This window comes from Desulfovibrio piger, assembly GCF_900116045.1.
Lineage (GTDB): Bacteria > Desulfobacterota > Desulfovibrionia > Desulfovibrionales > Desulfovibrionaceae > Desulfovibrio > Desulfovibrio piger_A.
The window spans coordinates 2,704,215-2,715,772 of the sequence record NZ_LT630450.1 but is presented as its reverse complement, the minus strand read 5'-3'; the positions used below and the strand labels follow the sequence as shown (position 1 = coordinate 2,715,772).

12 protein-coding genes and 2 tRNA genes are annotated in these 11,558 nt (G+C 65.1%); 10 read left to right on the top strand and 4 right to left on the bottom strand.

Going from position 1 to position 11,558, the window contains the following annotated elements:
• Positions 1-106 precede the first annotated feature (106 nt).
• A complete protein-coding gene (gene queF / locus DESPIGER_RS12105; RefSeq protein ID WP_072337293.1) occupies positions 107-610 on the bottom strand; it encodes a preQ(1) synthase in 504 nt (167 codons plus the stop codon).
• 125 nt (positions 611-735) lie between these two features.
• Here queF and DESPIGER_RS12100 point away from each other — a divergent pair, with 125 nt between their 5' ends.
• The 8 genes from DESPIGER_RS12100 to DESPIGER_RS12065 all read left to right on the top strand — a co-directional run bounded on the left by DESPIGER_RS12100 (position 736) and on the right by DESPIGER_RS12065 (position 5,255).
• A complete protein-coding gene (locus tag DESPIGER_RS12100) occupies positions 736-1,518 on the top strand; it encodes a MogA/MoaB family molybdenum cofactor biosynthesis protein (protein WP_072337291.1) in 783 nt (260 codons plus the stop codon).
• 111 nt (positions 1,519-1,629) lie between these two features.
• Positions 1,630-2,454 (top strand): 4-hydroxybenzoate octaprenyltransferase, encoded by an 825-nt coding sequence (locus DESPIGER_RS12095; protein WP_072337766.1) that lies wholly within the window; start codon positions 1,630-1,632, stop codon positions 2,452-2,454.
• A 1-nt stretch (position 2,455) separates the two neighbouring features.
• Positions 2,456-3,004 carry a ribosome biogenesis factor YjgA gene (yjgA, locus tag DESPIGER_RS12090; RefSeq protein WP_072337290.1) on the top strand — a complete coding sequence of 183 codons (549 nt, stop codon included), beginning with the start codon at positions 2,456-2,458 and terminating at the stop codon, positions 3,002-3,004.
• A 144-nt stretch (positions 3,005-3,148) separates the two neighbouring features.
• Positions 3,149-3,224: transfer RNA gene (locus tag DESPIGER_RS12085), tRNA-Thr, on the top strand.
• Between the two features lie 64 nt (positions 3,225-3,288).
• A tRNA-Thr gene (locus DESPIGER_RS12080) sits at positions 3,289-3,364 on the top strand.
• A gap of 61 nt (positions 3,365-3,425) precedes the next feature.
• Positions 3,426-3,773, top strand: a complete 348-nt coding sequence (locus DESPIGER_RS12075) for a DMT family protein (protein ID WP_072337288.1) — start codon at positions 3,426-3,428, stop codon at positions 3,771-3,773.
• A 1-nt stretch (position 3,774) separates the two neighbouring features.
• Complete coding sequence (locus DESPIGER_RS12070) at positions 3,775-4,554, top strand: sulfite exporter TauE/SafE family protein (RefSeq protein WP_072337286.1); 780 nt, start codon at positions 3,775-3,777, stop codon at positions 4,552-4,554.
• 209 nt (positions 4,555-4,763) lie between these two features.
• Positions 4,764-5,255, top strand: coding sequence for a GlcG/HbpS family heme-binding protein (locus DESPIGER_RS12065; protein ID WP_173783297.1), 492 nt, complete (start codon positions 4,764-4,766; stop codon positions 5,253-5,255).
• 250 nt (positions 5,256-5,505) lie between these two features.
• On the opposite strand, the gene DESPIGER_RS12060 is transcribed toward DESPIGER_RS12065, so the two are convergent.
• From DESPIGER_RS12060 to DESPIGER_RS12050, 3 genes are all read right to left on the bottom strand, one after another.
• Positions 5,506-6,204: a DNA-3-methyladenine glycosylase family protein gene (locus DESPIGER_RS12060; protein WP_072337284.1), complete on the bottom strand. Its 699-nt coding sequence runs from the start codon at positions 6,202-6,204 to the stop codon at positions 5,506-5,508.
• A gap of 298 nt (positions 6,205-6,502) precedes the next feature.
• Positions 6,503-7,885: a PFL family protein gene (locus DESPIGER_RS12055; RefSeq protein WP_072337282.1), complete on the bottom strand. Its 1,383-nt coding sequence runs from the start codon at positions 7,883-7,885 to the stop codon at positions 6,503-6,505.
• Between the two features lie 60 nt (positions 7,886-7,945).
• Complete coding sequence (locus tag DESPIGER_RS12050) at positions 7,946-8,509, bottom strand: glycine cleavage system protein R (RefSeq protein WP_072337280.1); 564 nt, start codon at positions 8,507-8,509, stop codon at positions 7,946-7,948.
• A gap of 295 nt (positions 8,510-8,804) precedes the next feature.
• Between DESPIGER_RS12050 and lysS the strand changes: the two genes are divergently transcribed.
• Both lysS and DESPIGER_RS12040 read left to right on the top strand, forming a co-directional pair.
• The gene (gene lysS, locus DESPIGER_RS12045) at positions 8,805-10,316 is read left to right on the top strand and encodes a lysine--tRNA ligase (RefSeq protein WP_407934726.1); all 1,512 of its coding nucleotides are present in this window, start codon (positions 8,805-8,807) and stop codon (positions 10,314-10,316) included.
• Positions 10,317-10,328: 12 nt separating this feature from the next.
• Complete coding sequence (locus tag DESPIGER_RS12040; RefSeq protein ID WP_072337760.1) at positions 10,329-11,555, top strand: lipoprotein-releasing ABC transporter permease subunit; 1,227 nt, start codon at positions 10,329-10,331, stop codon at positions 11,553-11,555.
• Positions 11,556-11,558 lie beyond the last annotated feature (3 nt).

Below are 11,558 nucleotides of genomic sequence, written 5' to 3'. Positions count from 1 at the left end.
CATCCTTAATAAAAGACGTCCCGGTACCGGCTGGGACCGGGACCGGGCGCACGGCACACCGAAAAAGCCTCCGGCAGGAAACGTTCCCCTGCCGGAGACGGCGGCGTCACGGTCTGTGCGGATCGCTTTCCGTACGCCAGGCCTGGACAGCGGCCCGGACGGCGGCGTCCTTTTCCTCGGGCATGTCCTTGAACTGCTCGGCAAAGACATGGATGCGCGTGCCGCCACGGGGCACGAACAGGCCCTTGACGCGGCACCAGCAGGGGGCCAGCACGGTCCACAGGTCTTCCAGCACGGTGTTGGTGATGGTCTCCATGAAGGACTGGTGGTTGCGGAAGGCGAACATGTACAGCTTGAAGCTCTTGGATTCCACGCACAGCTGGTCCGGGATGTACTCCACGGTGATGGTGCCCATGTCCGGCTGTCCCGTCACCGGGCACAGGGAGGTGAACTCGGGAAAGGTGATGCTGATGACGTACGGGCGCCGGGGATAACGGTTGGGGAAGGATTCCAGCAGCGCCGTGCTGGGGCCGCCCTGCAATTCGGGCATCTTGCCGGTGCCCAGCACATGCAGGTGCTGCGTCTGGTCCTGGCTGCGGGTGGTGGACATGGAAACTCCTTTGCTGATCTTGCCGGGCACCGGGAACGGGCCGCGGCTGCCGTCCTTGTAACTTATTGTGCTTGCCGCTACAATAGCGGCCGTCATCTGCCGTTTTGGCAGTCTGTGGAGGATGCATGAAACTTTCTGTTGCCTTGCGCGCCTGTTCCGCCGGGGGCCTCATGCCCCTTTCCGTGGCCCGGGTCGCAGGGATGCCCAGCCATCGTCTGGCGTCCCCGCTGGTGCGCCAGTGTCCCTTCATCCCTGTGGGCACCGGCCTGTATGATGCGAACCATGTGGAGCTGCTGCGCGTCACGGGCCGCTGCTGGCTGCCCGCCGATGACGGCGGCCACGCCCTGCAATGCCTGATGACCCGCGCCCTGGCGGATCTGCCCGTGGGCGAGATCAGCCTTGAGACACGGCGCACGGGCCGCGCCCTGGCCTGGGTGACCCTTTCGGACAAGGGCTCCCAGGGCATGCGTGACGATACCAGCGGCCCGGCCATGGCCGCCCTGGTGGCCGACGCCCTGCCCCTGTGCCACAGCCAGGGCTTCCTGCTGCCCGACGACGCGGTGCAGCTGCGCGCCCTGCTGGTGGATCTGGCCCTGAACCAGGGCTATGACATCATCTGCACCAGCGGCGGCACGGGCGTGGGCCCGCGCGACATCTCGCCGCAGATCACGTCCGCGGTGCTGGACTATCCCCTGCCCGGCTTCAGCATGGCCATGATGCAGGCCAGCCTGGCCAAGACGCCCCACGCGGCCATCTCGCGTGCGGTGGCCGGCGTGCTGGGACAGAGCATCATCATCAACCTGCCCGGCAGCCGCAAGGCCGTCGTGGAAAATCTGGAAGCTGTCCTGCCCGCCCTGCCCCATGCGCTGGACAAGTTGCACGGCGATCCCGCCGACTGTGGAGGTTAATCCCTGATGAAACTGCCCCGATTCACCCTGCCCCGTTTTTCCCTGCCGTCCTGCCGTCCCGGGGATCTGTGCCGACGCTTTTCCGTCCGCGGCTTCGTCTCCTTCTGCCGCATGATCCGCATCGAGCATTCCATCTTCGCCCTGCCCTATGCCTGGGCCGGTTCGGTCATGGCCGCCGGCGGCATGCCGCCGTGGGACAAGCTCATCCTGCTGACCATCGCCATGGTGGGCGTGCGCTCCTTCGCCATGGGCATCAACCGCATCTTCGACCTGCCCTTTGACCGCGAGAACCCCCGCACCGCCAACCGCCATCTGGTCACCGGCGAGATCAGCGTGCGCCAGGCCTGGGTCTTTTCCCTGGTCATGGCGGTCATCTTCGTCCTGGCCTGTGCGGCCATCAACACGGTCTGCCTCGTCCTTTCGGTGCCCGCCCTGCTCTTTGCCGCCGCCTACAGCCTGACCAAGCGCTTTTCGGCCATCTGCCACTTCTGGCTGGGGGCCACCCTCGGCCTGGCGCCCCTGGCCGGTGCCCTGGCCGTGAATCCCGAGGCCCTGGGACTGGGCCCCGTCATGCTGTTCTTTGCCGTGACCTTCTGGGTGGGCGCCTTCGACATCTACTATTCCTTCCAGGACTATGACTTCGACGTGGCCTTCCGTCTCTGCTCCGTGCCCTCGGTCTACGGCCCGGACACGGCCCTGGCCATCGCCGGTTTCTCCCATGCCGTCACGTCCATCTTCCTGTTCCTGACCGGCATCGCCGCCGGGCTGGCCTGGCCCTGGTATGTGCTCTGGGCCGGCGTGTCCGCCATTCTGTTCTGGGAGCACCATCTGATGCGCCCGCAGGACCTCAGCCGCGTGAACATGGTCTTCTTCACCCTCAACGGCATCATCTCGCCGCTGGTGCTGGTGGGCGTCATCCTGGGAGTGGTGCTCTAAGATGCCGCGCAAGAAACAGTACCAATGGGATGCGGAGACCAGCGGCCAGGAGGCCCCCGAACAGCTCAGCCGCTCGGCCAAAAAGCGCCAGAGCTCGGCCCTGCAGGATCTGGGCGCCGAGCTGACCAAACTGCCCGTCAGCGAGCTGGACAGGCTGCCCCTGACGCCCGACCTGCTGGAGGCCCTGCGCCTGTATGCCCGCATCAGCAACCGCGAAGGCAGGCGCCGCCAGCTCCAGTTCATAGGCCGCCTCATGCGCGGGGTGGACGCCGGGCCGCTGGCCGAAGCCATCGAGGCCCGCAGGAACGGCCAGCAGGCCGATGCCGCCCGCCTGCATCTGGCCGAGCAGTGGCGGGAAAAATTGCTCTCCGCTGCCGAGGCGGACGTGGATGCCCTCCTGGCCGCCTTCCCCTGGCCCGATGCCGAAGCCGCGGGGCGCCCGGAGCTGGAAAAGCTGCTGGCCGAAGCCCGCAGGGAAGATGACCGGCGCCCGCCCCATGCCCGCCGCGCCCTCTTCCGGGGCTTCATGCGCCTGCTGGAACAGCGCTGACGGGGCTTCACCGCCGGGCGAAGAAGGGCCGTCAGGTGAAGGATTCCGGCCTATTACAGGCAAGGGGATATTTTCTCGGCAAAAAATGAAAAAATCGCTTGACCCCGGCGGACTTTTTCCGTAGAAGTTCTCTTCGTTGAGCGCGCCCTTGTAGCTCAGTCGGTAGAGTGCATCCTTGGTAAGGATGAGGTCACCAGTTCAATCCTGGTCAAGGGCTCCAGAAAACAACACGACGCCTGTGGAAACATGGGCGTTTTTTTGGGGAAACCCGGACATATACGACCGCCCTTGTAGCTCAGTCGGTAGAGTGCATCCTTGGTAAGGATGAGGTCACCAGTTCAATCCTGGTCAAGGGCTCCAGAAATTTCAACGCCTGTGGAAACATGGGCGTTTTTTCTTTATCTGCACGAAGGAGCCTGTCATGCAGATCCCCGTCCCGGTCGCCACAGTCGGCCTGCTGGTGCTCTCCAATGTCTTCATGACCTTTGCCTGGTACGGTCACCTGAAGCACAAGAGCATGGCCCTGCCCCTGGTCATCTTCATCAGCTGGTGCATCGCCTTCTTCGAGTATGTGCTGCAGGTGCCGGCCAACCGCATCGGCTACGGCTATTTCAATGCGGCGGAGCTGAAGACCATCCAGGAGGTCATCTCCCTCACGGTCTTCTCGCTCTTCTCCGTCTTCTACCTGCACGAGACCCTGCGCTGGAACCATGTGCTGGGCTTCGCCCTCATCGTGCTGGCGGCCTACGTCATCTTCAAGGAATGGTAGCATGGTCAGCACGGCCGTCATCCTTTTCTGCACCTGCGCCGCCTTCGTGGCGGGCTTCATCGACTCCATCGCGGGCGGCGGCGGCCTCATCACCATCCCCGCCCTGCTGCTTTCCGGCCTGCCGCCCCAGCTGGCCCTGGGCACCAACAAGGTGGGCTGCTGCCTGGGCACCGGCGTGGCCATGCTCAATTTTGCCCGCAGCCACCTCATCCTCTGGCGGCTGGCCCTGCTGGGCGTGGGCTTTTCGCTGGCAGGGGCGGCCATCGGCACCGAGCTGGCCCTCTACATCCCGCCCGATCTGCTGGGCAAGGTGCTGGTGGTCCTGCTGCCCTTCGCCATGCTGGCCACCCTCATGCCCAAGAAGGAACAGGAGAAGCCCCAGCTCACCACCGGCCGCCGCTACTGGATACTGGCGCCGCTCTGCTTCCTCATCGTGGGCATCTATGACGGCTTTTTCGGCCCCGGCACCGGCAGTTTCCTGATCCTGGCCCTGCACTGGGTGCTGCGCATCAGCCTCATCGAAGCCTCGGCCACGTCCAAGGTCATGAACTTCGCCTCCAACCTCGGCGCCATGATCCTCTTCATCTGGAACGGCGCCGTCATCTGGAGCATCGGCCTGCCCATGATGGCGGCCAACATCGCGGGCAACTGGCTGGGCAGCCGCCTGGCCATCAAGGTCGGCACCGAGGCCGTGCGCCGCTTCCTCTGGGTCTCGCTCTCCCTGCTGCTGGCCACCCTGGTCTGGCGCTTCTTCATCTCGCCCCATCTGCCCGGCGCCTGATCCTCCCATGCCTGATGCCGGGCCGGCAGCCATGCGCCGCCGGCTTTGGGGATGGCGGCCCGAGGCAGACGCAGGGCCTGCCCGTGCGGGCAGCGGAGGAGGATGATGCGGTGCCGGACCATCACGGGAACGGGCCCCCTCCCTTGCCCCCATACCGGCAGCGTGCTAGAGCAGGAGGAAACCGCCCTTGCGGGCAAAAGGAGTCCTGTATGCTGAAGCGTATCGTTCCTCTCGTTCTGGCTCTCGTCCTCTGCGCCGGTCTGGCCCAGGCCAAGACCAAGGCCCCCGCGACCCAGCTTCCCGGCGACCTGACCCTGGCCGAGGCCCAGAAGGTTCTCGATGCGGCCCTAGTCAAGGCCAAGGCCCAGGGCGTGCCCATGAATATCGCCATCGTGGATGCGGGCGGCAACCTGAAGGCCTTCGTGCGTCAGGACGGCGCCTTCATCGGCAGCATCGACGTCTCCACCAAGAAGGCCGTCACGGCCCGTTACTTCAACATGCCCACCTCCACCCTGGGCGCCGCTTCCCAGCCCGGACAGGAGCTGTTCGGCATCGAGGCCACCAACGGCGGCCTGGTGATCTTTGGCGGCGGTGAGCTGCTGGTCCGTGACAACGTCATCGTGGGCGCCATCGGCGTCAGCGGCGGCAGCGTGGCCGAGGACACCAACGTGGCCAAGGCAGGCGCCGCGGCCCTCAAGTAGCCCCGTACGGCAAAGGCCCTGCGGAACACGCCGCAGGGCCTTTTTTAGTATGCGGAGGGTCTGGGGTGCGGCGGTACGCAAGTCGTCCCTGTGCATGCCATGAGCACGACAGGCAGCAGCGCCATCAGGGAAAAAGCCTCCGTGCGCGCAGGCAGGCCCGACACGAAATCCCCGTCCGTTCCCGGGCCTCCGAAACGCCCCCGTTCACGCAGACTGGACGGCCGTGCGCCCCCGCAACAGGCGGCAGCGCTCAGGACTTCACCGGCGTTCCTCTGCCACGCCCGGAAGGGCGGACACCGCCTTTTCCGCGTTCCGCCGGATCGTCCAGCTGCGGCAGGGCCCCGCCGGCGATGGCCCACAGATAGAGCGAGGCCAGCGAACCATAGGGAGAGAAACGCCTGCGGTAGCGCTCGAAGCGTTCCCGCGGCATCTCTTTGTGCCGGTAGAGCATGCGCAGGCCGCGCCGGATGGCCAGATCGTCATAGCTCAGGATGTCGGGCCGCTGCAGGGAGAAGAGCAGCAGCATCTCGGCCGTCCAGACGCCGATGCCGCGCAGGGCGGAAAGGCGGCGGCAGACTTCGGCGTCCTCCAGGGCGGCCATGCCCGGCAGATCCAGTTCCCCGTCCACCACCTGCCGCGCGATGCCGCGCATGTAGTCCACCTTGCGCGCGGAAAGCCCCAGGGCCTGCAAGGCCGCCTGCGGCCGGGCCAGCAAATTTTGCGGCGTGACCTCGCCCAGCAGGCCGCACAAACGTCCCCAGACCGTGCGCTGGGCCGCCATGCTGATCTGCTGGCCCGTGATGGCATGCATCAGGGCCTGGAAAAGATCCGGCATGACCTCCCGCCGTACCGGACCGATGGCCTGCATGGCCGCTGCCAGCTTTTTGTCCTTGCGGGCCAGATAATCCACGGCCGCCTGATCGCAGCGGAAAAAATCCCCTTCCGGCATCCTCCTGCCTCCCTCGTCTGTCCGGCCTCGTCCGGCCATTGTCCCTCTCCTCCTGATGTCGCAGCACGGACAAAAAGCCAGCGCGCCGCACAGGGCTGGAGGAGGATGCCCTGCTCCCGTCACCCATGCCGCTGCCGACATGCCAGCAAGAGAGGGCCCCGGCATGACCGGCCGGCAAAACGGCCGCCGGATGTCCGCATGAGCGGCCCGGACATCTGGGGAAGCCGGGCTCCTTCCCCCCAAAAGCACAAAAGGACGGGAAAAGATCCCGTCCTTTTTTATTGTCGTCAGCTGCCGGCTAGTTCTTCAGGCTGTGGATGGGGGCCGGGATGCGGCCGCCCAGGCCGATGAAGGCACTGGCGTCGCCCTTGGGCACGGGGATGATGGCCGCCTTGCCCAGCAGGCCGCCGAAGCTCACTTCCTCGCCCACGCCCTTGCCGGGCACGGGGATGACGCGCACGGCCGTGGTCTTGTGGTTGATCATGCCGATGGCCATCTCGTCGGCGATGAGGCCGGAGATGGTGCTGGCCGGGGTATCACCGGGGATGGCGATCATGTCCAGGCCCACGGAGCAGACGCTGGTCATGGCTTCCAGCTTTTCCAGGCTCAGCAGACCGGAGGTGGCCGCCGCCTCGATGCTGGAGTCCTCGGAAACAGGGATGAAGGCGCCGGACAGGCCGCCCACGGACGAGGAGGCGAAGGCGCCGCCCTTTTTCACGGCATCGTTGAGCATGGCCAGCACGGCCGTGGTGCCGGGCGCCCCGATGCTGGACAGCCCCACGCTCTGGAAGATCTCGCCCACGCTGTCGCCCACGGCCGGGGTGGGCGCCAGGGAAAGGTCGGCCACGCCGAAGGGCAGGCCCAGGCGCTGGGCCACTTCGTTACCGATCATCTCGCCCACGCGGGTCACCTTGTAGGCCGTGCGCTTGATGACTTCGGCCACATCCAGCAGGGTCATGGGCCTGCCGCCGTGGCGGCTGTGCTCCAGGGCGCGGTCGATGGCCTTCTTGACCACGCCGGGGCCGGAGACGCCCACGTTGATGACCACATCGGGCTCGCCCACGCCCAGATAGGCACCGGCCATGAAGGGCACGTCCTGCGGGATGTTGGCGAAGACCACCAGCTTGGCGCAGCCAAGGCCGCCGCGGTCGGCCGTGGCCTGGGCCACCTTGAGGATCTGTTCGCCCATCAGGGCCACGGCATCCATATTGATGCCGGAACGGGAGGAGGCCACGTTGATGGAGGAGCAGATGCGGTCCGTGGTGGCCAGGGCTTCGGGCAGGGCCTCGATGAGGGCACGGTCACCGTTGGCGAACCCTTTTTCCACCAGGGCGGAAAAACCGCCCAGGAAGTCGACGCCGGCTTCCTTGGCCGCTTCGTCCAGGGCCTGGCAGACGCGCACCATGCCGTCGGGGCCGAAGGGGGCCCCCACCACGGCGATGGGGCTGACGCTGATACGTTTGTTGACCACCGGGATGCCGTACTTGTCGCCCACCTCGTTGCAGACGTTGACCAGCTGGGAGGCATAGCGGTGCAGCTTGGCTTTGACGTTGCCGGTGAAGAGGTCGATGTCGTGGCTGACGCAGTCGAACAGGCTCACGCCCAGGGTCACGGTGCGCACGTCCAGATGCTCGTTGCGGAGCATGTTGAGCGTGTTGATAACTTCGCGTTCAGAAAGCATGGATATTCCTTATGATACTTGCGGAGGCGGCCCTGCCGCGCTCCCGGGAAGGGCAGGATCCTAGAAGGAGCCGATGCGGTGGACGGCTTCGAAGATGTCGCGGTGCTGCACGCTGACGCGCAGGCCCTGGGCCTGGCCCTCGCTGGCCAGCTCGCGACGCAGGCGGCCCAGGTCGGCCTTTTCGGGGACCTTGACTTCGAACACGAACAGAGCGTGGTTGCTGTGCTCCTGGCCCAGGACGGCCTTGAGGCTGTCGATGTTGACGCCGTGACGGGCGAAGACGCGGCTCATGGCCGCGATGAGGCCCGGACGGTCGGGACCGTCCACCGTGACCACGAAGGGCTGGCTGACCACGGAATCTTCCCAGCGGCCTTCCACCGCCGGGCGCACCAGCACCGAAAGGTCGAGCTTGGCATCCACCAGGCCCAGGGCCAGCTGGCTGTGCAGGGATTCTTCCGTCACGTTTTCAGGAGCCTGGACGATGAAAATGGCCGCGAACTCACCGCAAAGGATGGTCTGGGTGACCTCGATAATATTGCAGCCGGTCTGCCCGAGGATCTGGCTTACCGCGGAAACGATGCCGGGACAGTCCCGGCCGAGAAAAGAGATGGTCAGTTTTTTCATGCTTGGTCCTTGCGGGGGTTACGTTTTGAAAACGGTAAACTATGATTCAATGGAATTCAAGTATGACTACTTTATCACTTTCCGGGCCGAAAGGCACCCTCCGCCCGCCGGGCCCTCCCGGCCCGGAACCTTGACGGCAGGGCCTGAATGGCATACCTCTAGCCATTCAACCGTTGAGCCCGAAAGCGGGCCGGGCCATGCCCGAAGTCAGGAGTTTGCAGTGGAAAACCGGGAAAAGAGTCCTAAGAAGCAAAAGATCAAGCTGAACACCAAGTCGCAGCACGCCGCCTATTTCATGCCCATGCTTGAGGGCTTTGCCCAGCGCGACATGCTCAACGAAGTCATCAAAAACCGCGTCGTCAAAGCCTGTGACCTGCTGGATGCCGGTGTACCGCTGTTCCCCAATGATTTCCGCAAGGAACATGCCGTCAGCTGGGTGCTGGACAATTTCGGCAGCCTGAGCGCCGAAGAGCTGGAGGCCAAGGGGGACGTGTTCGCCATCGCCGGCCGCATCGTCTCGCTGCGCTCCTTCGGCAAGGTGGCCTTTTTCCACCTCATGGACGAGAGCGGCCGCATCCAGTGCTATGCCAGCCGCGAAGAGCTGCCCGCAGATGTCTATAATGTCGTGAAGAAGCTGGACGTGGGCGACATCGTCGGCGTGTCCGGCCATCTTTTCCACACCAAGACGGGCGAGCTGACCATCTCCTGCCGCAACCTCAAGCTCATCACCCGCTCCATGCGCCCCCTGCCGGAAAAGTATCACGGCCTCAAGGACATGGAGACCCGCTACCGCCAGCGTTATGTGGACCTCATCGTCACCGAGCGCGCCCGCGAGATCTTCCGCAAGCGCAGCATGATCGTGAGCGAGTTCCGCCGCTTCCTCGAGGAGCGCGGCTTCATGGAAGTGGAGACCCCCATGATGCAGGCCGTGGCCGGCGGTGCCGCCGCCCGCCCCTTCGAGACCTACCACAACGCCCTGGACCTCAAGCTCTACATGCGCATCGCGCCCGAGCTCTACCTCAAGCGCCTGCTGGTGGGCGGCTTCGAGAAGGTCTTCGAGCTCAACCGCAACTTCCGCAACGAAGGCATCGACACCCGCCACAACCCGGAGTTCACCTCCTGTGAGTTCTACTGGGCCTATGCCAACTTCCATGACCTCATGGACCTGACCGAAGAACTCTTCGCCCGTCTGGCCCGCAAGGTCTGCGGCGGCACGGTCATCACCTACCAGGGCCAGGAGATCGACCTCACCCCCGGCAAGTGGACCCGCATGTCCTTTTACGAATCACTGACCAAGATCGGCGGCCACAGCCCCGAATTCTACAACGACTACAACAAGGTGCGCGACTACATCCGCAGCCGCGGCGAAAAGGCCACCGACAGCGAGAGCCTGCCCAAGCTGCACGCCAAGCTCTTTGACCTGGATGTGGAAGAGAAGCTGATCCAGCCCCACTTCATCTACCACTACCCCACCGAGATCTCGCCCCTGTCGCGCCGCAACAACGAGCATCCCGACCTGACGGACCGCTTCGAACTGTTCATCACCGGTCGTGAACTGGCCAACGCCTTCTCCGAGCTCAACGACCCCGTGGACCAGCGTCTGCGCTTCGAAGAGCAGGTGCGCGAGAAGGAGGCCGGCGACGACGAAGCCCACGCCATGGACGAGGACTTCCTGCGCGCCCTGGAATACGGCATGCCCCCGGCAGCCGGCGAAGGCATCGGCATCGACCGCCTCGTCATGCTGCTGACGGACTCCGCCTCCATCCGCGAAGTCATCCTCTTCCCGCTGCTGCGTCCGGAGTTCTAAACAAGCATGCGCATGCCCTTTGAGCTGTTCGTGGCGCTGAGATATTTGTTCTCGCGCCGCAAGCAGACCTTCATCTACATTATCTCCATCATGTCCATCCTGGGCGTCGCCCTCGGCGTCGGCGCCCTGGTGGTGGTCCTGGGCGTCTACAACGGCCTGACCACCGACATGCGCGACAAGATCATCGGCGCCAATGCCCACGGCATCGTCATGTCCTATGTGCCCGCGGCCTTCCAGCAGCACCCCGACCTGGTGCGGCGGGTGGAGGCCGTGGAGCATGTGCGCGGCGCCACGCCCTTCATCTATACCGAGGTCATGCTCTCCGCGGCCGGCGGCGTCAAAGGCCTGGTGCTGCGCGGCATCGACCCCGAGAGCGCGCCCCGGGTCCTGAGCATGCTGCGCGAGATCCGCCGCGGCTCCGTGGCCGGTCTGAAGCGCGAGGGCACGCCGGGCATCGTCATCGGCGAGGAACTGGCCAAGCGTCTGGGCATCGGGCTGGGCAGCCGCGTCAACCTGCTCTCCCCCTCGGGCGAAAAGGGCGCCACCGGCTATTCGCCGCGCATCCGCCCCTTCGAGGTGGTGGGCATCTTCAAGACCGGCATGTTCGAATACGACGCCACCCTGGCCTTTGTGGACCTCAAGGCCGCGCGCGACATCCTCGGCCTGCCCGACGGTTTCCTGACCGGCATCGAGATCATGGTGGATGACGTCTACAAGGCCGACGCCATCGCCCGGAGCGTGCAGGACACCCTGGGCTCCCCCTTCTACGTGCGCCACTGGATGGAGATGAACGCCAACCTTTTCGCGGCCCTCAAGCTGGAAAAGATCGGCATGTTCATCCTGCTGACCATGGTGGTGCTCATCGGCTCCTTCTCCATCGTGACCTCCCTGGTCATGCTGGTCATGGAGAAGACACGCGACATCGCCATCCTCATGTCCATGGGCGCCACCCGTTCCATGATCCGCCGCATCTTCATGCTCCAGGGCACCATCATCGGCTTCGTGGGCACCCTGCTGGGCTACGGCATGGGCCTGAGCCTGGGCTGGGCGCTGAAGCGCTACCGCTTCATCAAGCTGCCCGAGAACGTCTACACCCTGGACCACCTGCCCATCATCATCTCCTGGCAGGACGTGCTCATCATCGGGGCCAGCGCCATGCTGCTCTGTTTCCTGGCAACCCTGTACCCGGCGCGGCAGGCCGCACGCCTCGAGCCCGCGGAAGCCCTGCGCTACGAGTGATCA

Coding starts and splice junctions, on each gene's coding strand:
- yjgA (WP_072337290.1), top strand. CDS start 2,456: ATGCCGCGCAAGAAACAGTACCAATGGGATGCGGAGACCAGCGGCCAG.
- DESPIGER_RS12100 (WP_072337291.1), top strand. CDS start 736: ATGAAACTTTCTGTTGCCTTGCGCGCCTGTTCCGCCGGGGGCCTCATG.
- DESPIGER_RS12060 (WP_072337284.1), bottom strand. CDS start 6,204: ATGCCGGAAGGGGATTTTTTCCGCTGCGATCAGGCGGCCGTGGATTAT.
- DESPIGER_RS12075 (WP_072337288.1), top strand. CDS start 3,426: ATGCAGATCCCCGTCCCGGTCGCCACAGTCGGCCTGCTGGTGCTCTCC.
- DESPIGER_RS12055 (WP_072337282.1), bottom strand. CDS start 7,885: ATGCTTTCTGAACGCGAAGTTATCAACACGCTCAACATGCTCCGCAAC.
- lysS (WP_407934726.1), top strand. CDS start 8,805: ATGCCCATGCTTGAGGGCTTTGCCCAGCGCGACATGCTCAACGAAGTC.
- DESPIGER_RS12070 (WP_072337286.1), top strand. CDS start 3,775: ATGGTCAGCACGGCCGTCATCCTTTTCTGCACCTGCGCCGCCTTCGTG.
- DESPIGER_RS12065 (WP_173783297.1), top strand. CDS start 4,764: ATGCTGAAGCGTATCGTTCCTCTCGTTCTGGCTCTCGTCCTCTGCGCC.
- queF (WP_072337293.1), bottom strand. CDS start 610: ATGTCCACCACCCGCAGCCAGGACCAGACGCAGCACCTGCATGTGCTG.
- DESPIGER_RS12040 (WP_072337760.1), top strand. CDS start 10,329: ATGCCCTTTGAGCTGTTCGTGGCGCTGAGATATTTGTTCTCGCGCCGC.
- DESPIGER_RS12095 (WP_072337766.1), top strand. CDS start 1,630: ATGATCCGCATCGAGCATTCCATCTTCGCCCTGCCCTATGCCTGGGCC.
- DESPIGER_RS12050 (WP_072337280.1), bottom strand. CDS start 8,509: ATGAAAAAACTGACCATCTCTTTTCTCGGCCGGGACTGTCCCGGCATC.